This window comes from Mariniradius saccharolyticus AK6 (genome assembly GCF_000330725.2).
In the GTDB taxonomy this organism is placed as follows: Bacteria; Bacteroidota; Bacteroidia; order Cytophagales; family Cyclobacteriaceae; genus Mariniradius; species Mariniradius saccharolyticus.
In genome coordinates, this window is sequence record NZ_AMZY02000015.1 from 23,904 (window position 1) to 44,385 (window position 20,482).

Annotated in this window: 17 protein-coding genes; 13 read left to right on the forward strand and 4 right to left on the reverse strand. The window is 48.6% G+C overall.

Annotated elements, in window-relative coordinates:
* Positions 1 to 262 precede the first annotated feature (262 nt).
* From C943_RS15520 to C943_RS15555, 8 genes are all read left to right on the forward strand, one after another.
* Positions 263 to 1,984, forward strand: a complete 1,722-nt coding sequence (locus C943_RS15520) for an IlvD/Edd family dehydratase (RefSeq protein WP_008629632.1) — start codon at positions 263 to 265, stop codon at positions 1,982 to 1,984.
* A 3-nt stretch (positions 1,985 to 1,987) separates the two neighbouring features.
* The gene (locus C943_RS15525; protein WP_008629633.1) at positions 1,988 to 2,752 is read left to right on the forward strand and encodes an SDR family NAD(P)-dependent oxidoreductase; all 765 of its coding nucleotides are present in this window, start codon (positions 1,988 to 1,990) and stop codon (positions 2,750 to 2,752) included.
* Between the two features lie 140 nt (positions 2,753 to 2,892).
* On the forward strand, positions 2,893 to 3,351 hold the full coding sequence (locus tag C943_RS15530; protein ID WP_008629634.1) for a DinB family protein: 459 nt from the start codon (positions 2,893 to 2,895) through the stop codon (positions 3,349 to 3,351).
* A complete protein-coding gene (locus tag C943_RS15535) occupies positions 3,338 to 3,973 on the forward strand; it encodes an acetoacetate decarboxylase family protein (RefSeq protein ID WP_008629635.1) in 636 nt (211 codons plus the stop codon). Before C943_RS15530 ends, C943_RS15535 begins: the two co-directional genes overlap by 14 nt.
* Positions 3,970 to 4,740 (forward strand): SDR family NAD(P)-dependent oxidoreductase, encoded by a 771-nt coding sequence (locus tag C943_RS15540; RefSeq protein WP_008629636.1) that lies wholly within the window; start codon positions 3,970 to 3,972, stop codon positions 4,738 to 4,740. The genes C943_RS15535 and C943_RS15540 overlap by 4 nt, the downstream gene beginning before the upstream one ends.
* 85 nt (positions 4,741 to 4,825) lie before the next feature.
* Positions 4,826 to 5,476 carry a hypothetical protein gene (locus tag C943_RS15545; RefSeq protein ID WP_040480988.1) on the forward strand — a complete coding sequence of 217 codons (651 nt, stop codon included), beginning with the start codon at positions 4,826 to 4,828 and terminating at the stop codon, positions 5,474 to 5,476.
* Between the two features lie 22 nt (positions 5,477 to 5,498).
* Entirely contained in the window at positions 5,499 to 6,788 is a 1,290-nt protein-coding gene (locus C943_RS15550; RefSeq protein WP_008629639.1) for a M20/M25/M40 family metallo-hydrolase, read from the forward strand.
* Positions 6,789 to 6,874: 86 nt separating this feature from the next.
* Positions 6,875 to 8,749 (forward strand): alpha-amylase family glycosyl hydrolase, encoded by a 1,875-nt coding sequence (locus C943_RS15555; protein ID WP_008629641.1) that lies wholly within the window; start codon positions 6,875 to 6,877, stop codon positions 8,747 to 8,749.
* 4 nt (positions 8,750 to 8,753) lie between these two features.
* Here the strand turns inward: C943_RS15555 and C943_RS15560 are convergent, their stop codons facing one another.
* Together C943_RS15560 and C943_RS15565 are read right to left on the reverse strand one after the other, a co-directional pair.
* Positions 8,754 to 9,365, reverse strand: coding sequence for an RNA polymerase sigma factor (locus tag C943_RS15560; protein WP_008629649.1), 612 nt, complete (start codon positions 9,363 to 9,365; stop codon positions 8,754 to 8,756).
* The gene (locus C943_RS15565; protein ID WP_040480961.1) at positions 9,356 to 10,492 is read right to left on the reverse strand and encodes a glycosyltransferase; all 1,137 of its coding nucleotides are present in this window, start codon (positions 10,490 to 10,492) and stop codon (positions 9,356 to 9,358) included. The genes C943_RS15560 and C943_RS15565 overlap by 10 nt, the downstream gene beginning before the upstream one ends.
* Positions 10,493 to 10,612: 120 nt before the next feature.
* Between C943_RS15565 and tgt the strand changes: the two genes are divergently transcribed.
* Genes tgt through C943_RS15580 form a run of 3 tightly spaced genes read left to right on the forward strand, consistent with a single transcriptional unit; the run spans position 10,613 to position 13,735 of the window.
* On the forward strand, positions 10,613 to 11,743 hold the full coding sequence (tgt, locus tag C943_RS15570; RefSeq protein ID WP_008629652.1) for a tRNA guanosine(34) transglycosylase Tgt: 1,131 nt from the start codon (positions 10,613 to 10,615) through the stop codon (positions 11,741 to 11,743).
* Position 11,744: 1 nt separating this feature from the next.
* On the forward strand, positions 11,745 to 12,818 hold the full coding sequence (locus tag C943_RS15575) for an LptF/LptG family permease (protein ID WP_008629654.1): 1,074 nt from the start codon (positions 11,745 to 11,747) through the stop codon (positions 12,816 to 12,818).
* On the forward strand, positions 12,815 to 13,735 hold the full coding sequence (locus tag C943_RS15580; protein ID WP_008629661.1) for a DMT family transporter: 921 nt from the start codon (positions 12,815 to 12,817) through the stop codon (positions 13,733 to 13,735). The genes C943_RS15575 and C943_RS15580 overlap by 4 nt, the downstream gene beginning before the upstream one ends.
* Before the next feature lie 152 nt (positions 13,736 to 13,887).
* Here the strand turns inward: C943_RS15580 and C943_RS15585 are convergent, their stop codons facing one another.
* A complete protein-coding gene (locus C943_RS15585; protein ID WP_040480963.1) occupies positions 13,888 to 14,307 on the reverse strand; it encodes a c-type cytochrome in 420 nt (139 codons plus the stop codon).
* A gap of 289 nt (positions 14,308 to 14,596) precedes the next feature.
* Here C943_RS15585 and carB point away from each other — a divergent pair, with 289 nt between their 5' ends.
* The gene (gene carB / locus C943_RS15595) at positions 14,597 to 17,416 is read left to right on the forward strand and encodes a carbamoyl-phosphate synthase large subunit (RefSeq protein WP_008629669.1); all 2,820 of its coding nucleotides are present in this window, start codon (positions 14,597 to 14,599) and stop codon (positions 17,414 to 17,416) included.
* A gap of 97 nt (positions 17,417 to 17,513) precedes the next feature.
* Entirely contained in the window at positions 17,514 to 17,771 is a 258-nt protein-coding gene (locus C943_RS15600) for a DUF4834 family protein (RefSeq protein WP_008629670.1), read from the forward strand.
* A 118-nt stretch (positions 17,772 to 17,889) separates the two neighbouring features.
* Here C943_RS15600 and C943_RS15605 read toward each other — a convergent pair whose 3' ends face one another.
* A complete protein-coding gene (locus C943_RS15605) occupies positions 17,890 to 20,478 on the reverse strand; it encodes a M14 family metallopeptidase (RefSeq protein ID WP_008629671.1) in 2,589 nt (862 codons plus the stop codon).
* Positions 20,479 to 20,482: the final 4 nt, after the last annotated feature.

A 20,482-nucleotide genomic window follows, 5' to 3' on the forward strand; every position in this document is an offset into this window, starting at 1 on the left:
TTGAACTCTTTTGTATAATTATTTTCTCTAAGGTATTTCACTATTGACTTTCTTCCATTGGAATCAATTTTTGTAATACAATGATATCCTAAAAACCACTACAGGATGCCTTTCTCCGACAAATGCACAAGACCGTTCCAAACCCCGCCCAAATATTCGACCTAATCCCCCAACCCGCGCCTTTCCCGTAATTTTTCCCGATCGATTCCCTTTCGTCCAAAAGATTTTCTAAATTCCAGTTCAAACCCATTAACCTGTTTTCATGGAAGAAAAGAAAAAACTCCGTAGCCAAGAATGGTACGGACGCACCGGAAAGGACGGATTTATCTACCGGTCTTGGATGAAAAACCAAGGCCTTCCCCACCACTTGTTTGAGGGCGAAAAGCCCGTCATCGGCATCTGCAACACCTGGTCGGAATTCACCCCCTGCAATGCCCATTTCAGGGATTTGGCTGAAGCGCTGAAGAAAGGGATCTGGGAAGCTGGCGGATTTCCGCTGGAGTTTCCCGTGATGTCTCTGGGTGAATGCTCCATTAAGCCCACCGCCATGCTTTTCCGAAACCTCGCGTCCATGGACGTCGAAGAAAGTATCCGCGCCAATCCGATGGACGGCGTGGTATTGATGTGCGGCTGTGACAAGACGACGCCTTCCCTCGTAATGGGTGCCGCGTCCGTGGATTTGCCGACCTTGGTGCTCTCCGGCGGACCGATGCTTGTCGGTAGGTTCAAAGGCAAAAAAATCGGTACTTCCGATGTGTGGAGATTTGCCGAGGAATTTAAAATGGGCAAACTTTCCCAACAGGAGTTTATCGAAGCCGAAGCGGCGATGTCCCGATCTGTAGGACACTGTGCACCAATGGGCACTGCATCGACGATGGCTGCTATGGTAGAGGCATTGGGCTTGGCACTGCCCGACAATGCGACCATTCCTGCGGCGGATTCCAGAAGAAAAGTTCTCGCCCACATGGCCGGAATCCGGATTGTAGAAATGGTGAAGGAAGACCTGCGCATGAGCAAAATCCTCACCCGCCCCGCCTTCGAAAACGCCATCATGGTCAACGCGGCCTTGGGCGGTTCGACCAATTTCATCCTGCACCTGACCGCTATTGCCAAGCGTGTCGGCGTTGATTTGGATCTGACAGATTTTGACACATTCTCCTCCAAAATCCCCCTTATCGCCAACGTGCAGCCTTCCGGGGAGCATTGGGTTGAGGACCTGTTTTATGCAGGAGGCCTTCCCGCCGTGATGAAGGAAATTATCCACAAGCTTAACCACGATTCCCCCACGGTAACTGGAAAAACACTCGCGGAGAATATCGCCAAGGCGGAATGCTACGATCGCAACCTGATTGGGACTTTTGAAAAGCCCATCAAGCCGGAATCGGGCATAGCCGTATTGAAAGGAAATCTCTGCCCCGAAGGCGCTGTCCTCAAGCCATCCGCTGCCAGTCCACACCTCCTGAAGCATACAGGTAGGGCCGTGGTCTTTGAAAACATCGATGATTACAAAGCCAAGATCGATGATCCCAACCTTGACATTGACGAAACCTGTGTGATGGTGATGAAAAACGTCGGTCCCAAAGGCTATCCCGGCATGCCGGAAGTCGGAAATATGGGCTTGCCTGCAAAACTGCTCGCAAAAGGCATCAAGGATATGGTCCGCATTTCGGATGGCAGGATGAGTGGCACAGGTTACGGTACGGTTGTGTTGCACGTATCACCCGAGTCGGCTATCGGCGGCCCCTTGGCATTTGTACAGAATGGCGATATGATTGAGCTCGACGTACCAAACAGGAAATTGACCTTACTGATCTCGGATGCCGAAATGGAAAAACGCAGGGAAAGCTTTGTCCCCACAAGCCTCCCTTATGAGCGCGGTTACGTCAACCTGTTTTTGGATCGGGTCAACCAAGCCCATGAGGGTGTTGACTTTGATTTTCTACAGGGAAGTTCAGGGTCAGTCGTGAAGAGAGATTCGCACTAAAAGATGAAAAACCATAGCAAAGTCGCCCTGATCACCGGCGCGGGTCAGGGTATCGGATTGGAAATCGCGAGACTCTTATCCCTGTCCGGTCACCATGTCATCCTCAATGACATCGAAAAAAGCCTCACGGACGAGGCCGTTGCCCAATTGCTACGTGAGGCAAAGGGGAAGGTGATCGGCATGTCGGGGGATTCGGGCGACATTGCTTTTATCGAGGAGATGGCGAGCCTCGCTTTGAGTGAATTTGGAAGATTGGACATCGCAATTGCCAATGCGGGCATTACGCTCTACGGGAATTTCTGGGATTACCCCGCAAAGGATTTCTTTGAGGTGATGCGGGTGAATATGGGGGGGACATTCTTTCTGGCACAAGCCGCAGCCAATATCATGAAACAGCAGAAGGAAGGCGGGTCCTTGCTCTTCACATCTTCCGTTACTGCCCATCAGGCGCACAAAAACCTCGCCGCCTATGCCATGAGCAAGGCAGCAGTGGAGATGTTGGCAAGGAATTTGGTCATCGAATTGTCCGAATTCCGAATTAATGTCAACTCCATTGCACCGGGCGCCACGCTGACCAACCGCACCGCCTTGGATAAAGACTACGAGAAAACCTGGTCTAAAATCACGCCGATGGGCCGACCAGCTTCTGTTACGGATGTCGCCCATGCGGCTGTTTTCCTGGTATCTGAAGAGGCTAGGCACATTACAGGACAAAATTTAGTCATCGATGGTGGCTGGACAAGCATCAGCCCCTCCCCTTACAAATGATGGCTTGATTTTGTCTTTTATGAAAAATAACTAATATTACGCACCATTGGAAAGTCATTTGACTCAAGTTTCAGAGAACGGCGTCAGGCACTATCTCAGAAATCCATCCACGATAATCTCCTTGAAACTAAGCCCACACTATGAAAATCAAACTATTCGATTTATTGGAGTACAACCAACATGCCAACCAACTCACAATTGACCTATTGGTAGAAAATGCGCTTATCTCTCCGCCAAAGGCCAACGAGCTTTTCAGCCACATTATCAATGCACACCACGTCTGGAACGCACGGATTCACGGCAAAAGGAATTTTTTCAGTATTTGGCAAAAGCATTCCCCCGAGGTTTTTGAAGAAATGAATGACGAGAACTACTTGGTATCAAAAAAAATCCTGGAGACGATAGAACTCGACCGAATCATAACCTATAAAAATACCTCTGGGGAGCAATTTGAAAACAGCCTTTCCGATATTCTTTTCCATATCATCAACCACTCCACTTACCACCGCGGGCAGATCATGCTGAAAATGAGGGAGGTCAATATCGAGGTGCCCTATACCGACTATATCATCTACAAGCGGAAAAATGCAAAAACCTGAGCCCTATTTTCCGGCCCCTTGGAAACTCCAAGGGGAAGGTTTCATCCTCGCTTTTCGTTTCAAGAAACAATGGATCGCGCAGAATACCTTGTTTACCGATGAGCAGAAGGTGAATTTTTCCGGTGGTCTCGGCTACCTCATGCTCGTCAACTATCAAAGATCGCCTGTCGGACCCTATTATGAATTGCTGCTGATCCCAGGCAAATCCAAACCCAATGGGAAGCAGACGATCAGCCATATTTTTGTGGATTCGGAGTCAAGTACCAAAAATGGCCGCTACAATTGGGGAATCCCCAAACAGACCGTGCCCTTCCTTTGGCAAAAAAGCGGCAACCTCGAAACAATCGGCGTGGGCACAGAGGACAATCCGATCTTTTTCGCAGAATTGGAAGTTAGAAAAATGCCTTTTCCCGTCTCCACTTCCTTGCTCCCGATTCGCCTCGAACAGGAAATGGACGGCAAAACCTACCTTACAAACCCGACCGGAAAAGGCTGGGGCAAATTTGCCAAAATCAGAAAGATGAAAATCAACGCGGACCTTTTTCCCGACGTCACTACGGTCAAGCCGCTTTTCTGCGTCAAGGTCAAGCCATTTCATTTGGAATTTCCTCAGGCAGAATGATCCTTTCAGGTAAGAAAATCGTCGTCACAGGAGCCGCTTCGGGAATTGGCCGGGCGCTCGTGGCGCAACTACATGCAAAAGGGAATGAACTGCTCGCAGTGGACCTACACGCGGAAAACCTCTCCCGATTAAAAGATGAGTATCCAGGTCTCCAAACGCTGATGCTTGACCTGACTGAGGAAAACAGCGCCGACAAAATCGTGGAATGGGTAAAATCAAACTGGAATAGCCTCGACGTTTTTTTCTCAAATGCAGGATTTGCCTTGTACGGCAATTGGGAAGAAATCCCAAAGGAAAGGACCGAAGCCATGTTCCGCATCAATGTGTTTGTTCACATGGAATTGGCAGCCAAACTAAAGGCAGGAATTGGAAGTGACTTCCGAATGGTCGTGACAGCCTCCGCGATGTCCTATTGGGCTGTTCCCGGCTACGCAGCCTATGCCGCAAGCAAAGCGGCCATACACCAATGGGCTGAAGGAATTTGGTCCGAAGGGGATGGCGAGTGGCTGACCTTGGTTTACCCCGCGGCGACTGCCACGGATTTTTTTGAAAAAGCAGGCAAGCAAATCCCCAAAGCATATCCAGTACAACCCGTCAATAAAGTTGCCAAAAGCATCTTGAAAGGCACGGAAGCGGGAAAAAGGAAAATCTTCCCGTCCGATCTCTTTCGCTTCATGTTGGGGTTAAACCGGGTTTTTCCCTTGATCAAGCGGATATATTGTTGGTCCGAAAACCGCAAACTGCAACGTTGGACCAATAACAAATGACTGGGGTGGTTTATGGATTTTGAAAGAAATCATTCTTGAAAAATCAGTAGATTCAAGGCTTACTGCACATCAAGTCCACCAAACCATGAAAACCATCACGCATCTATCCCTCATCGCACTCTCCGTGTTGGCCTTCTCCTGCCAGCCCGCCAAGGAAAAAACACTCCCCGAGAAGGTCGCCGACGCCTATGGCTTTGAAAACCTCGACAAGGTCAAAACCATCTCCTACACATTCAACGTACAGCGCGACTCAGTCACGCGCTTTAGCCGAAACTGGAAATGGCATGTCAAGGACAGAACCGTGGATTTCTCGGACGCTGACACGAGCTATTCCTACAGCCTCGACTTGCCCAAAGATCAACTCCCGCCCGCGGACAAGGGATTTGTGAACGATAAATATTGGCTGCTTTTTCCTTTCCAACTGATTTGGGATACGGGCTACACCTTTGAATCCACTGAAAACGTGACTGCCCCGATTTCAGGCGCCGCAGCCACCAAACTTACCATCCTTTACAACAATGTCGATGGCTATACCCCCGGCGACGCCTATGACCTGTATTTGGATGAAAACCACATGATCATTGAATGGGTATTCCGGAGGGGAAATGGCAGTGAAGGCCGTCCCATGACTTGGGAAGATGTCCAAGAATTTGAAGGCATCAAGATCACCCTCATGCACAAGAATGACGCCGGCAATCCTTTCCTTTGGTTTTCGGACGTAGCAGTTGAAAAATAATCGAAAAACAGTCACCATTTCCATGAAGAAACTCGCCTGGCTATTGCCGCTGCTTTTGGCTTTTCAAGTCCAAGCCCAGAAACTTTCCAAAACCGAGCAGAAGATCATCTCCCAAATAGAAAAGAATTACCAAGAGACCCTTTCGCTCTTGGAAGAGACAGTCAACATCAACTCCGGCACCTTCAATATGGAAGGCGTCAGGGAAGTCGGGAAGGTATTTGAGCGGGAATTTGCCAAGATCGGCTTTCAAACGGAGTGGATCACCTTGCCGGATTCACTGAGAAGGGCGGGGCATTTTGTGGCGACCAGAAAGGGGACAAAAGGCAAGAAGCTGTTTTTCATTGGCCACTTGGACACCGTTTTCGAAAAGGAAATGCCTTTTTACCCATTCACTTATGTGAATGATTCCACGGCCAAAGGCCAGGGAGTGAACGATATGAAAGGCGGCAACGTCATGGTGTTTGCGACATTGAAAGCCCTACACGAGTTAGGCCTGTTGGAAGATAGAACGATCACCGTCTATTTTCCCGGCGATGAGGAAAATGCGGGTAATCCGAGTTGGGTGAGCCGTTTGGATTTTGTCGAGCGGGCCAAGCAGCATGACTATGCCTTGGGCTATGAAACCGCTCAAGGCTTTAACATCGCTACAGTGGCACGAAGAGGTGCGAGCGAATGGACACTGAAAACCACCGGAAGACAAGTCCACTCCTCGGGCGTTTTCCGCGAATCCGTGGGTTATGGCGCCATTTATGAAGCGGCGCGGATCTTGGACGAGTTTCGCGAGGAGCTTTCCGGCGAGCAATACCTGACTTTCAATCCGGGCCAAATCATCGGTGGTTCTGATATCACCTACGATCCAATCACAGGAGAAGGGACATCTTTGGGAAAAACGAATATTGTTTCTCGGGAAGTTTTCGTCACCGGAGACCTGCGATTTCTCGGTGAGGATCAAAAGGAAAAAGCCCGGGAAAGGATGCGTCAGATCGTTTCCCAAAACCTGAACGGAACTACGTCATCGATCGAGTTCAAGGACGGAATTCCTTCGATGAAGCCGTCTCCAGGCAATTATGCCTTGGTCGATGTCCTGAGCCAAGTCAGCAAGGACATGGGTTTTGGTGAGGTCAAGGCGGGAGATCCGGGTTCACGGGGGGCGGGGGATATCTCCTATGTAGCGGATTATTTGGACTGCATCGATGGACTTGGGGCTTCCGGTACGGGCGCGCATTCCCCCGCCGAGACGATCAACATGAAGCAATATCCCAACCTGCTCAAAAGGAGTGCGGTGTTTGTGTACCGGTTGCTAGAACAATAAACTGGAAAATTCTTCCAACGCGGGAGTGTCAACAATTTTTAAAGCCCATCTCATTTGATGGGCCTTAACTTTTTATCTTTATCCCGATGAAAAAATATGCTGCGATTGTTCTGCTTATTGCCGTATTGAGTAATGTCGGCTGCAATTCTCCCCAAACCCAAACCAAAGAAGAGCCCACTATGGCTGATCCCCAAAAAATCGTCCTTTATCAGGTATTTACCCGGCTTTTTGGGAATACCAACACCACCAATAAGCCTTGGGGTACGGTGGCGGAAAATGGTGTCGGAAAGTTTGATGATTTCAACGACCAAGCGCTCTCCGAGATCAAAGCGATGGGTGTGACGCATATCTGGTACACCGGTGTACCCCACCATGCCGTGATTGGGGACTACACGGCCCTTGGCATTTCAAACGACGATCCGGATGTGGTCAAAGGCCGGGCTGGATCGCCCTACGCGGTGAAGGATTACTACCAAGTGAATCCAGACTTGGCCAAAGACCCCGCAAAAAGAATGGAGGAATTTGAGGCTCTGATCGCACGAACACACAAGCATGGGATGAAGGTCATCATCGATATCGTCCCCAACCATGTCGCACGCAGGTATGAGGGCCGCAACAACCCCGAAGGGATACGCGATTTTGGGGCGGATGACGATACCTCGGTGGAATACGCCCGCAACAACAATTTTTATTACATCCCGGGAAAACCCTTTGAAGTACCTGTGCCCTTGGAGGATTACCGTCCTTTGGGTGGTGAGGCCCATCCCTTGGCTGACGGGAAGTTTGCCGAAAATCCGGCCAAATGGACTGGAAATGGCTCCCGAGCGCCACAGCCACATTTTTACGATTGGTACGAGACGGTGAAGATCAATTATGGTGTGAAGCCGGATGGAACCAAGGATTTTCCAATCTTGCCGGCCGATTATGCCCAAAAGGACTATCAGGCCCACCTGGATTTCTGGAAAGACAAGGATGTTCCCGACTCTTGGAAAAAATTCCGTGACATCGCCATTTTTTGGACCAAAAAAGGTGTGGATGGCTTTCGATACGACATGGCGGAAATGGTCCCCGTGGAGTTTTGGTCCTATATGAACTCGGCCATCAAAGCAGAGAATCCCGATGCCTTTCTTTTGGCAGAGATCTACAATCCCAAAGCTTACCGCGACTATATCCGCCTGGGCAAGATGGATTACCTCTATGACAAGGTAGAGCTTTATGATACCCTCAAGCACATCATGCAGGGAAAAGGCTCCACAGATCATATCATCGGCATCCAACAAGGCCTCGCTGACATCGGTGGACAAATGCTGCATTTCCTCGAAAACCATGACGAACAGCGCATTGCGAGCCCTGATTTTGCAGGAAAAGCCGAGTTGGGAAAACCCGCCATGGTGCTGTCCGCCACGATCGATCGCGGTCCGATCATGTTGTATTTTGGTCAGGAAGTCGGAGAACCGGGGGCCGAAAATGCAGGCTTTGGCAAGCCTACGCGCACTTCCATTTTTGACTATGTGGGCGTACCACATCATCAACGCTGGATGAATAGAGGAAAATTTGACGGTGGCCAATTATCCCCAGAAGAAAAAAATCTGCGCGATTTCTATGTCCGCTTGCTGAATTTCACCAAAACAAGCCCCGCCTTGGCAGGCGAATACCGTGAAATACATAGCCACAACCGGCAGTTTACAGAATGGTACAACGACAAGGTATTCTCCTTTGCACGCTGGTCAGAAAACCAGAAGCTCGTCATTGTGAGCAATTTTTCCCCCAGCGAAACCTATGGATTTGAATTGCAGCTGCCTGGCGACTTGGTCCAAACATGGGGCCTAAAAGAGGGAGATTACCAAATGAGCGAAAAGCTCTATGGAAGAGCCGGTGCGACGCTCAAAGTTAGCTCCGGAAAGGCTACCGTCAGGGTAGATTTGGGACCTTTGGAGAGCTGGGTGTTGGAGGTGAAATAGCTGATCAAATATGCCGATCCTTGCCTTGGGCTATTTCGTAAAGTAGCTCCCGAGAGCGGTGGAGTTGGGCCTTGACCGTCCCCAATGGCTTATCAAGCTCTTGGGCGATTTCCTCGTAGGACAGCTCATCGAAGTACCGCAACTGGACCAATTTCCTGTATTTGGCAGGAAGCTTATCCACAAAAATCCGCACCATTTCGATACGCTGGGACTTGATGTATTCGTCTTGCGGATTTTTGTCGTCATCCTCCACATCGATATTGACGGGATTGCCGCCGTCATCGCTGAGCGTCGTATTGAGGCTCATGGTTTTGAGCTTCTTCTTTCTGATGAAGTCAATGGTATTGTTGGTCGCGATCCTGAACAGCCAGGTACTGAAAGTGAAATCCTTTTTGAACTTGTGCAGGTTGCGAAAAGCCTTGGCAAATGCCTCCATGGTCAGATCTTCGGCATCGTCAGCGTCGCGTATCATTTTGAGCACCATGAAATAGACCGCCTTCTTGTACCTTTTCATCAAAGTGGCGTAGGCCTGTTGGTCTTTTTCTTGGACAGCTTTGTCAATGAGGTCAAAGTCCTCCAAAGCTTTGCTCGAAAATTCTCGTTCGTTTATTTCCATCTGACTCTTTTTGACAAATACCCCATCGAACCCAAAAACCAAAAGTACGCGCTATATACAAAATCAAACGCCGCGGACCATCCTGCTTTTGAAATTCCCTCGAGCTTCTTGCGTGCTGACTTGAATACGGAAGTGATTAAGGCCGACCTGACGAGTATTATACCTATAATCACCAAAAATTGTTCCCATTGTTGGCCGATTCCTGTAAGCACAGCAAGCGTTAAGGCAGAAATCCAGAAAACGGTGTGGGTAAAGGCATACCATCCGATTTGGAGTTTGCTCCCGGTCCGGTAATACTTCCCTGCATGAAAATGCCTTTTCTTCTGCTGTACATAATCTGTCCAATTCTCCTTGGGCACGGTGTAGGTGATGCTTTCCGGATCGACAACGACTGCGGTGTTCCTGCCGTTCGAGTGGATGTTGACATACAGGTCGTCATCTCCGCAAAAGATATCCCAAATTCCCTTGAATGCCTTGTTCTCCATGAAATAGCTCCTGCGGTAGCACAGATTCCGTCCTACGCCCATGTAGGGCGCTTTCAATAGACCGAAGGAAAGGTATTGGATGCCATTGAGCAAGGTCTCGAATTGGATCCATTTGTTGAGGAGGGTTTTGCTCTCTTCATACTGGGAAAACCCAAGGGCAAAATCTTTGCCTTCTGTCCTCACGGGTGCGGTCATGATGTCGATCCACTTGGTGGATTTCGGCCAACAGTCAGCATCGGTCAACAGCAAGACGTCGTTTTTGGCAACTTTGATACCGAGGGTAAGTGCGTATTTTTTGGAAGTGACGTGATTGGGCGTATAATTCACCGTGACGGTCCGGAGCCGCGGATAGATCTCCATCAATTTTTCCAATACCCTTTTGGTCCCATCGTAGGAGCGGTCGTTGATAACCATGACCTCAAAGTTGGGATACTCCTGCTCAAAAAGGATCGGGATCAGTTTCTTGAGATTAGTCCGCTCATTGTGTGCGGCAATGATGACGGTCACGCCTTCTTTTTCAGAAGTAGTTGACTTTGTACGATTCGTATGAAAAAAAGCCAATCTGCCGAAAATGAAAAGAATGTAGAAGAGTTGGACGGCAAGGCTGATAAAAAACAGAATCCACAAAATTTCTATAAACATTCCCAAGCAATTGAAGGGCAAATATAAACCCAAAATGCGCATTCATTTAAGAAGAAGCTTATATTTTTGTGCCTTCCTGCATAGCCCGAAATCAGGCAAGTTGGAAGTAATAACTAGCGGATGAAGTTCAAATTAGAGGCCACAGATACAAAAAGTAAGGCCCGCGCAGGCCTTATCAATACCGACCACGGGGATATCGAAACCCCTATTTTTATGCCTGTAGGCACGGCAGGTTCGGTAAAGGCCGTGCACCAGCGGGAACTCCAATACGATATCAAAGCCCAAATCATCCTTGGGAATACTTATCACCTCTACCTCCGCCCCGGTCTCGACATCCTCGAAAAAGCGGGTGGACTCCATAAATTCAACGGCTGGTCCAAACCGATTCTGACCGATTCCGGAGGCTATCAGGTATTTTCGCTTGCCGAAAACAGGAAACTCACCGAGGAAGGCGCCATCTTCAAATCGCATATCGACGGTTCCAAACATGTCTTCAGTCCCGAAAGGGTCATGGACATTCAGCGTATCATCGGCGCGGATATCATTATGGCTTTTGACGAATGTCCACCCTACCCTTGCGATTTCACTTATGCGCGGAAATCGATGGAGCTCACCCACCGCTGGCTGAAGCGGTGCATCACGCGTTTTGATGAAACGGAAGGAAAATACGGCTACAGCCAAACGCTCTTTCCGATTGTACAAGGCTCGGTTTTTCCTGAATTGAGAAAACAGTCGGCTGAATTTATCGCTTCCTGTGAACGCGAGGGAAATGCCATTGGCGGTCTTTCCGTAGGTGAACCCGCAGAGGAGATGTATGCCATGACCGAGATGGTGACGGACATTCTTCCCAAGGACAAACCGCGCTACCTGATGGGCGTCGGCACTCCAGCCAATATCCTGGAGTCAATTGCCTTGGGCGTAGACATGTTTGATTGCGTGATGCCTACCCGAAATGCCCGAAACGGGATGTTGTTCACCTCAGAGGGCATCATCAATATTCGCAATGAAAAGTGGAAGGATGACTTCAGTCCAATCGATCCTCATATCCGATCTTACGTCAGTTCGTTTTACTCCAAAGCATATCTCCGTCACCTGACCATCAGCAAGGAAATCCTGGCGGCCCAAATTGCCAGTATCCATAACTTGAGCTTTTACCTTTGGCTGGTGGGTCAGGCGAGGGAAAAAATCAAATCCGGGGAATTTTCCGTTTGGAAAAACCAAATGGTGGAAAAAGTCAGCAGACGCCTGTAACATGAAAATTCTCGACAAACTCATCATCAAAGATTTCCTCAAGACCTATCTCTTTGTGGTCTTGATGCTGATTTTGATCGTTTTGGTACTGGACTTTACCGAAAAGAACGATACATTCATCCGCAACAACGTCCCTGCCAAGTACATCATCGTCTATCTTTTCAACTACGGGCTTTACCTCAACAACCTGCTTACGCCCATCACGGTCTTTATTTCAGTCATTTTCATCACCTCCAAAATGGCCGGGCGCACCGAGATAGTTGCGATCTTGAGCAGCGGGACCAGTTTCGTGAGGATGTTGGTACCCTATTTCATCGCCGCGAGTTTGATCGGCGTGGTGAGTTTCTTTCTCAACGGCTGGGTCCTGCCGACAGCCACATCGGGGATTACCGAATTCAAGTCCCGCTGGATGGATTCGGACAAGTTTTATTCCCAACAAGACATCCATATCAAAGTCGCACCTGATGTATATGCCTATCTCTCCAGATACTACTCCACTGGAAATACCGGCTATAACTTCACATTGGAGCAGGTCAAAGATGGAACACTCATTGCGAAGCTTTCGGCTGATAGGATTGTTTGGGATACGACGACCAACGCTTGGTCCGTCAAAAACTGGAGGATGCGGGTATTGAAAGAAGACCGTGAGGAATATTCGGTCGGCGAAAGTATGGACACCGTGCTTTCCATTACCCCGAATGACTTTGACCTTCCACTCAACCACCACGAGACGCTGAAGCTCCCCGCCTTGTCGAGACAGATCAAAGTCCTTGAAGAACGAGGGGCTGACAACGTCAACTACTACCGCATCGAGCGTTATGTGCGCTACATGTCCCCATTTGCGGCAGTGATTTTGACATTTATCGGGGTGATTGTCTCATCCCGAAAAACTCGCGGCGGATCCGGATTCCAGATTGCCTTGGGATTCCTGTTGGCCTTCATTTACATCATCCTATTCCTGTTGTCAAGGACATTTGCAGAAGCCGGAACCGCATATCCGGTCTTTGCGGTTTGGTTACCCAATATCATCTTTGCGATTACCGGATTGGTACTTTATAAAACAGTCCCCAGATGAGTCAACATCCCTCCTCGGTCAGAGACTACCTGACCTTGCATTTCCTGGTCTTGATTTGGGGATTTACAGCCATCCTAGGTTTGTTGATCAGTATCCCCTCCTTGGAGGTCGTATTCTTTCGGACACTCATCGCGACGATACTGCTGGTATTTATTTTTGGGCTCAAAGGTTATTCGTTTCGTGTGGAAAACAAGGAACTTGCCAAGATCATCGGTACAGGATTCATCATTTCCCTGCACTGGATATTGTTTTTTTGGGCAGCGAGGGTTTCCAATGCCTCAGTTTGTCTGGCAGGAATGGCCACCACTTCACTATGGACGGCATTTGTCGAGCCGATTGTCAACAAGAAACGGATCAAGTCGTATGAAATCCTGTTGGGACTGATCGTGATATCGGGACTTTACGTGGTTTTTAGCTTTGAATTCGACTATTGGCAGGGATTGGCGATGGCAGTTGCCTCAGCATTATTATGCGCGATATTCACCGTCATCAACGGCCGCTTGACGAAACGCCACAGCCCATATACAATCACCTTGTATGAAATGATGGGAGCATGTGTATTCGCCGGGGTGTTTATGCTGGTGTATTCGGGCCTCTTTTTAGAACAATCGGTACAATTCCCGCTGCCGATGGATTGGCTATGGCTTCTGATTCTGGGCGGTGTGTGCACTGTTTTTGCATTTACCGTGTCCGTGGAACTTATGCGCAGGCTGACTGCTTTTGCAATCAATCTAACCTACAATCTCGAACCCGTCTACGGCATCATTTTGGCAGTGATTGTTTTTGGGGGAAAAGAACGTATGACAACGGGGTTTTATTTGGGCACGCTGATCATCTTGGTTTCCGTGCTGATTTATCCGCTTTTGGCATTATGGGACAAGCGTCGAATGGCAAAGCGCACGGCACTGGAATCGTGATGTAGGCTAAAAGGCTTTAAGTGCTCGAGGGATTCTGTCATTGGCCACAACCCCGCTGGATTGAAGTGTTCATTGCAGCCAACACCAACAGTCAATGCCGCTTTAATTTGGTAGGCGCGGAATTTTTTTACTGTTTACAGGGTCGATGCTGTTCATTTTTCTTCCAAGGAAAGGATATAAGTTGCCATCATCTTTGCCTCTTCAAACTTCAGATGGGGGTGTGCCTCCATCACTGGGTAACCCCATGCGCCCGAACCCCCTGAGATGATTTTTCTCGCCAAATGGTCCAAATACACTTGCTGCATCGGATATCTTTTTGCGATGGCTTGAAAGGACGGTCCCTTCGCCTTGTTTTCCTCTTTATGGCATTCATAGCAGTTGGAATATGCGATCAACACTTCACCTTTTCGTACAATCTCGGCATCGATCACTTCGTCTTCGCCCGGAATAATCAGCGTCTCATTTTTCTCGACCATTGAATTTTGGGAATGTTCTTCCCTCTTGTCGGATCCGTTACAGGCACCGAGGAGGGTCACCAAAATCAAACAGAAAGAAATAAGTGTTTTTTTCATGCGAAATTCGAACGCAATTTGGGAGGTGACTTCGGACAGTCTAGGATTTTTCCCTTGGGCTTCACAATGACTCCAACTGTGGTTATCCCAAAGAAAGTAAAACCCTCATTTACAAACAATTTCATTCTTCTCGTCTTCACAAACAAATCAACTTTTCGGAGCAGGGTGAGTAAGGTTTCTTTCCGGATGCTTCCCCTTTTTTTGGAACGGGTCGGGCTACTTTCGATTATTTGTCTAATTTTGCACCAATTTAGCCATAAGTATCCCACCTCTTTAAACCTTACCAAGAATGCCTAAAGACAGCAGCATCAAACACGTCCTCATCATCGGTTCAGGTCCTATCGTCATCGGTCAAGCCTGCGAATTTGATTATTCTGGCTCACAGGCCGCTCGCTCACTCCGGGAAGAAGGTATTAAAGTGACACTGATCAACTCCAATCCGGCGACCATCATGACCGACCCAGTGACCGCCGACCACGTGTATTTGCAGCCTTTAGAGAAAAAATCCATCGTCAAAATCCTCAACGAACATCCCGATATCGACGCCGTGCTTCCAACCATGGGCGGACAGACGGCGCTCAATCTAGCGATCGACTGTGAAAAAGCGGGTATTTGGAAAAAATTCGGCGTGAGGATGATCGGCGTGGATATCGACGCGATTGACACGGCCGAAAACCGGGAGAAATTCAAGGCGCTGATGGAGAAAATCGGTGTCGATGTCTGCAAGGGCGATACAGCGACTTCTTTTTTGCATGGAAAAGAAATCGCCCAGGAAATCGGGTTCCCGCTAATCATCAGGGCTTCCTACACCTTGGGCGGTGCTGGCGGCGCGTTTGTGGAAAAAGCTGAAGACTTCGAAAAAGCGCTAATGGCTGGTCTGCAGGCATCTCCCGTGCATGAGGTGTTGATCGAACAAAGTATCCTTGGATGGAAGGAATACGAGCTCGAAGTCATGCGCGACAACATCGGCAATATGATCGTGGTGTGTTCCATCGAAAACTTCGACCCGATGGGCATCCATACGGGCGACTCGATCACGGTTGCACCGGCCATGACGCTTCCTGATACCGTCTATCAACGCATGCGAAACCATGCCATCACGATGATGAACAGCATCGGAAATTTCGCGGGTGGCTGCAACGTTCAGTTTGCCGTGAGTCCCGATAACCAAACCATCATTGGAATAGAGATTAACCCGAGGGTTTCCCGCTCTTCAGCTTTGGCTTCGAAGGCAACAGGTTACCCAATCGCAAAGGTTGCCGCCAAACTTGCCATCGGCTATAATTTGGATGAATTGAAAAACTCGATCACAGGAAATACCTCGGCGTTTTTTGAGCCCGCGATTGACTATGTGATTGTGAAGATACCGCGCTGGAACTTTGACAAGTTCAAAGGTTCGGATCGCAGATTGGGACTTTCCATGAAAGCCGTTGGTGAGGTCATGGGTATTGGGAGAAACTTCCAGGAAGCACTCCAAAAAGCCTGTCAATCTTTGGAAATCAAACGGAATGGACTCGGTGCGGACGGAAGGGAGCTAAAGGATCAAGCGCGCTTACTGCACTCCTTGGCCAATCCGAGTTGGGATAGGCTTTTCCATGTCTACGATGCATTCAAGTTGGGAATATCGTTCCGTACCATCCACGACCTGACCAAAATCGACAAGTGGTTTTTGCGCCAAATCGAGGAATTGGTACATATTGAAGCTGAAATCGAGAAGCATACGCTCGATTCTATCCCGAAGGAATTGGTGGATCGTGCCAAGAAAAAAGGCTATGCAGACCGTCAGCTCGCCCACATGTTGGGCTGCCTGGAAAGTGAAATTTTCAACAAGCGCTATCATGACATGGGTATCAGGCGGGTGTACAAGCTTGTGGATACTTGTGCAGCCGAGTTTGAAGCTCAGACCCCATACTATTATTCCACTTTTGGTGAAGAAAACGAATCCAAAACCTCTGATCGCAAAAAAGTCGTCGTATTGGGTTCAGGTCCAAACAGGGTCGGTCAGGGAATCGAATTCGACTATTCCTGCGTGCACGGTGTTTTGGCCGCCAAAGAATGTGGCTATGAGACCATCATGATCAATTGCAACCCGGAGACGGTTTCCACGGATTTTGACATTTCCGATAAACTATACTTTGAGCCGGTCTTTTGGGAACATATCTATGAAATCATCCTGCAGGAAAACCCCATCGGCGTGATCGTGCAGCTTGGTGGACAGACTGCTTTGAAATTGGCAGAAAAGCTCCACAAATACGGCATCAAGATCATCGGTACGAGCTTCGACGCCTTGGATTTGGCGGAAGACCGGGGCAGGTTTTCTACGCTATTGAAAGAAAACGATGTGCCGTACCCTGAGTTTGGTACGATCCACAATACCGACGAGGCCTTGGAGCTGTGTAAGAGAATCGGCTTCCCGCTCTTGGTTCGTCCGAGTTATGTGTTGGGCGGACAGGGAATGAAAATTGTCATCAATGAGCAGGAACTTGAGGAACATGTCGTCAACGTCCTCCGCGATATCCCAAACAATGAAATTCTCCTAGACCATTTCCTCGAAGGTGCAATTGAGGCCGAAGCAGATGCGATCTGTGATGGGGAAAATGTCTATATCATTGGCATCATGCAGCATATCGAACCTGCGGGTATCCATTCGGGTGATTCCTATGCGGTACTTCCTCCCTACAACTTGGGGGATTATGTGATGCGGCAGATTGAGACTTATACCAAGAAAATAGCCCTTGCCCTGCGCACCGTTGGTCTCATCAATATCCAATTTGCCATCAAGAACGACCGCGTGTACGTGATTGAAGCCAATCCTAGGGCCTCCCGTACCGTTCCATTCATTTGCAAAGCATATCAGGAACCCTATGTCAATTATGCCGTTAAGGTGATGTTGGGAGAGAAAAAAGTCACTGACTTTGATTTCAAGCCGGTAAAAAATGGTTATGCAATCAAGGAACCTGTCTTCTCTTTCCACAAATTTCCCAACGTCAACAAGGAGTTGGGTCCTGAAATGAAATCCACAGGAGAGGCGATTTACTTCATCGAAGACCTGATGGACGATTATTTCATGAAAATCTATTCTGAAAGAAACCTGTACCTGAGCAGGTAACAAACTCAAGGCTTGGAAACTTGTTGACAAAAAAATTCCGCCGAAGGTCTATTCAGGGATTTCTTGCTTCTTGTCTCTCTCCTTTAAAAATCTAATCATGGGCTTTATATTCAAATTTATCCTCATCGCGATTGCACTATCCTGGATATTCTCCAAGTTGTTGCAATTCTTCATTCGCTCCAAGGTAAGGCAGTTTGCAGAACATGCGCAGACCCTCAAGCGTGAGGAGGATATGCGGCGAAGATCTCGCGAAGGCGATATCCACGTAAATCACGTCCCAAGAGATTTTCAGGAGAAAAGATCCAAGGAAATCAAGGGAGGCGACTACATCGACTACGAGGAAGTGAAGGATTGATCTGATTCTGAATCTTTGCCATTTTTTCAGTGGTATTGATGCATCCCTAAAGAAAGTCCCCCGACAAAGGCAAAGTTGCCATCTGTCGGGGGACATGTTTTTTCCCTGCTGCACAAGATCAATCCGCGGTACCAGACTGAATGGTCTGCCCAAAAAACACCGCATTCAAAAACAGCTTGTTGGTGCCAAACCAAATCGCGCGGAAGTTAGGATTATCCACAAAGGCAACAATCCGTCCGCTGCCTACCCTTTTGATTTGGACAGAGGCGGTATTCTTAACCTTTTCCAAGTTTTCTGGATGGACATATCCACTAGCAAGTGGCTGAGCGGTATATAGGACGGGATTGGCATAGGGATTTTTGGCAGGTTCGAGAAAGAGGTTGTTGTTTCGAAAGACAAAGAGTTTATCCGAACCGAAACCATACCCAATCGGATGGCTTGTGTCGATTTTGGCATTGAAAATCGTCCCGCTAGTCAGCCTTGCGCCCGCATTTTGGGAATAATCGGCGTAAGGAGCCTGCAAATTTTTCGCATCTTCTTTTGGTTCCTCTTTGAAGTCAAACTTCGCGATTTCCTGGGAATTCAGCCAACTAAGCGCATTGCCCCGAGCGATCAAAGTCTTGCCTGAAGAGATCCAAGATTTGAGTTTCTCGGTTTCTGACTTGCCAAGTGAACTATAGCTGCCATTCGGCATCACGAGTACGTTGTAGCGATCAAGATCGGCGGATCCGAATCGTTCGATGGGTAGCAAGGTAATCGGAATCCCCATACGCGTATCGAGCAAATGCCAGATTTCTCCTGATTCCAGGGAATTGACTCCGGTACCAACCAGGACGGCTATTGATGGCGCTTCCAAAACGGAAATACTTGGCGAACCGATATTGTATCCGCCGGTATAGCCTGAATTGAGGGCATGGACAGTGATGCCCGTGTTCTCGGCGATTTCCTTCAAATCCTTTGGCAACTGCTGTGCACCTTCGGCTTTTGCATCATGCCGCAATCCTACCAAAATACTCCCACGTTTCAAGGTCACGTTGTTAGGGAGTGTAATGTCTTCATGGCTGACCCGCACCAGATATCCTTTGGACATGAGGTCGTGGGCTGCTTTTGGCGCATAGTAGTTTTCCCAGCCAAATCCGTACGCATAGTGTTCCCCGGTTGCGGTTACCGCTCCTTTCTTCATCGCGAAGTCCGCTCCTATGGGACTGACATTGGCGAGATTGTACACTTTGCTGCTAAGTGCAGCGTGGTCAAGGTTGAAGGACATCGGGAGCGTCCAAGCAGAGACGTCGTAGAAGAGGCTGTCTCTGAATGTGTTCCTTACCTCAAACATCGCTTTGATGAGACGGTATTGCGGTTGTTCGGTCGGTACTATATAGGATCTTTCTTTTTTGAAAACCACACCATTCACGGTGATGTCTTCATTGAGTTGGAAGACGTTGATCTGGTGTTGGCGTAGGATATCCGCCAGATGGAAACCTCTTGCGGGATCTTCTGCCGCACCGAAAATATAGGCCTTATCCGTATCCGATGCGGCGAGTGACTTGGCTTCCTTGTAGAAATCATGCATCAACTTGTTGAACTCGGGACGCATTTTGCGGGCAGCTTCAAACGAGCTGATGGCCGCACGGAATTGGTTTCGGATCGTAAAGGCAAATGCGAGCGGGCCGAATCTTGTTTCCTGGAGGTGCCCTCGTGAGGACGCCTGCTCAAACAATATCCCTACGGAACCTTGGATATCGGGATATGTGGAGCCGTAGCCGAAGTAATACTCGTCAAAACTCTCCCGTGTATAGTAAAGCGAACCCAATTTGTCAAATTCCGCTACATGGAACTGGGCTATCTTTTCCGTCATTTCAATGATACTCTTAGGAATCAATGGATGGTCCCTGCTTGGAATGGCAGGTTGGAAGAAAAAAGTGTTGTTACTGCCCATCTCATGATAATCGAGGTAGATGTTGGGAAGCCATTGTTGGAATTTGGCGACGCGGTTTTGGGATTCGGGATGCTGTACCAATAGCCAGTCCCTATTGAGGTCAAACCAATAGTGGTTGCCCCTACCACCTGGCCACGCCTCACCAAGTTCGCGTGTATTGGGATCGCCGTTGAGGTTCATAGATCGGTGTGAGTTGACCCAAGAGGAGTATCGGCTATAGCCATCCGGATTGAGCGCTGGGTCGATTAGGATGACGATATTTTTCAAATCCCCTTCCAACTCCTTTGCAGCCGCAAAATGATAAGCTGCCAAAAGTGAAGAATTGATCCCGCTGGCTTCGTTACCATGAACCGTGTAGCCTGCCGCAAACACCATCGGGAGTTTGTCGTAATCCACATTTGCATTTGGATCCCGCAGCTTTTGCCGCTCGGCCTGTATGGATTCCAATCTGCCAAGGTTTTCAGGGGAGGAAATGGTAAGTAAAACCTGTGGGCGTTTTTCATAGGTTCTTCCAAAGACTTCAAATTTAACCCTGGGCGAAGTCTCAGCCAATTTCTCGAAGAATCTGATAAGCTGCTCGTAGTCCACCGTCCATTCTCCCACCTCAAATCCAAGGAAATCCTTGGGTTTGGTCACTTTGTCATCGTAGGTATAGCCCTCGGGAAGGTAGTAACCAAGGGAAATGTTGGCTGTGCCCTGAGGACTCTCTTGGGCGAAGAGTAGCGTGTCGAACGCAAATAGCAATAGGCATGCGGTCAGGATTTTTCTCATGTTG

Excerpts from the sequence above, each read along its gene's own strand:
- C943_RS15520 (WP_008629632.1), top strand. The coding sequence starts at position 263 with ATGGAAGAAAAGAAAAAACTCCGTAGCCAAGAATGGTACGGACGCACC.
- C943_RS15525 (WP_008629633.1), top strand. The coding sequence starts at position 1,988 with ATGAAAAACCATAGCAAAGTCGCCCTGATCACCGGCGCGGGTCAGGGT.
- C943_RS15530 (WP_008629634.1), top strand. The coding sequence starts at position 2,893 with ATGAAAATCAAACTATTCGATTTATTGGAGTACAACCAACATGCCAAC.
- C943_RS15535 (WP_008629635.1), top strand. The coding sequence starts at position 3,338 with ATGCAAAAACCTGAGCCCTATTTTCCGGCCCCTTGGAAACTCCAAGGG.
- C943_RS15540 (WP_008629636.1), top strand. The coding sequence starts at position 3,970 with ATGATCCTTTCAGGTAAGAAAATCGTCGTCACAGGAGCCGCTTCGGGA.
- C943_RS15545 (WP_040480988.1), top strand. The coding sequence starts at position 4,826 with ATGAAAACCATCACGCATCTATCCCTCATCGCACTCTCCGTGTTGGCC.
- C943_RS15550 (WP_008629639.1), top strand. The coding sequence starts at position 5,499 with ATGAAGAAACTCGCCTGGCTATTGCCGCTGCTTTTGGCTTTTCAAGTC.
- C943_RS15555 (WP_008629641.1), top strand. The coding sequence starts at position 6,875 with ATGAAAAAATATGCTGCGATTGTTCTGCTTATTGCCGTATTGAGTAAT.
- C943_RS15560 (WP_008629649.1), bottom strand. The coding sequence starts at position 9,365 with ATGGAAATAAACGAACGAGAATTTTCGAGCAAAGCTTTGGAGGACTTT.
- C943_RS15565 (WP_040480961.1), bottom strand. The coding sequence starts at position 10,492 with ATGTTTATAGAAATTTTGTGGATTCTGTTTTTTATCAGCCTTGCCGTC.
- tgt (WP_008629652.1), top strand. The coding sequence starts at position 10,613 with ATGAAGTTCAAATTAGAGGCCACAGATACAAAAAGTAAGGCCCGCGCA.
- C943_RS15575 (WP_008629654.1), top strand. The coding sequence starts at position 11,745 with ATGAAAATTCTCGACAAACTCATCATCAAAGATTTCCTCAAGACCTAT.
- C943_RS15580 (WP_008629661.1), top strand. The coding sequence starts at position 12,815 with ATGAGTCAACATCCCTCCTCGGTCAGAGACTACCTGACCTTGCATTTC.
- C943_RS15585 (WP_040480963.1), bottom strand. The coding sequence starts at position 14,307 with ATGAAAAAAACACTTATTTCTTTCTGTTTGATTTTGGTGACCCTCCTC.
- carB (WP_008629669.1), top strand. The coding sequence starts at position 14,597 with ATGCCTAAAGACAGCAGCATCAAACACGTCCTCATCATCGGTTCAGGT.
- C943_RS15600 (WP_008629670.1), top strand. The coding sequence starts at position 17,514 with ATGGGCTTTATATTCAAATTTATCCTCATCGCGATTGCACTATCCTGG.
- C943_RS15605 (WP_008629671.1), bottom strand. The coding sequence starts at position 20,478 with ATGAGAAAAATCCTGACCGCATGCCTATTGCTATTTGCGTTCGACACG.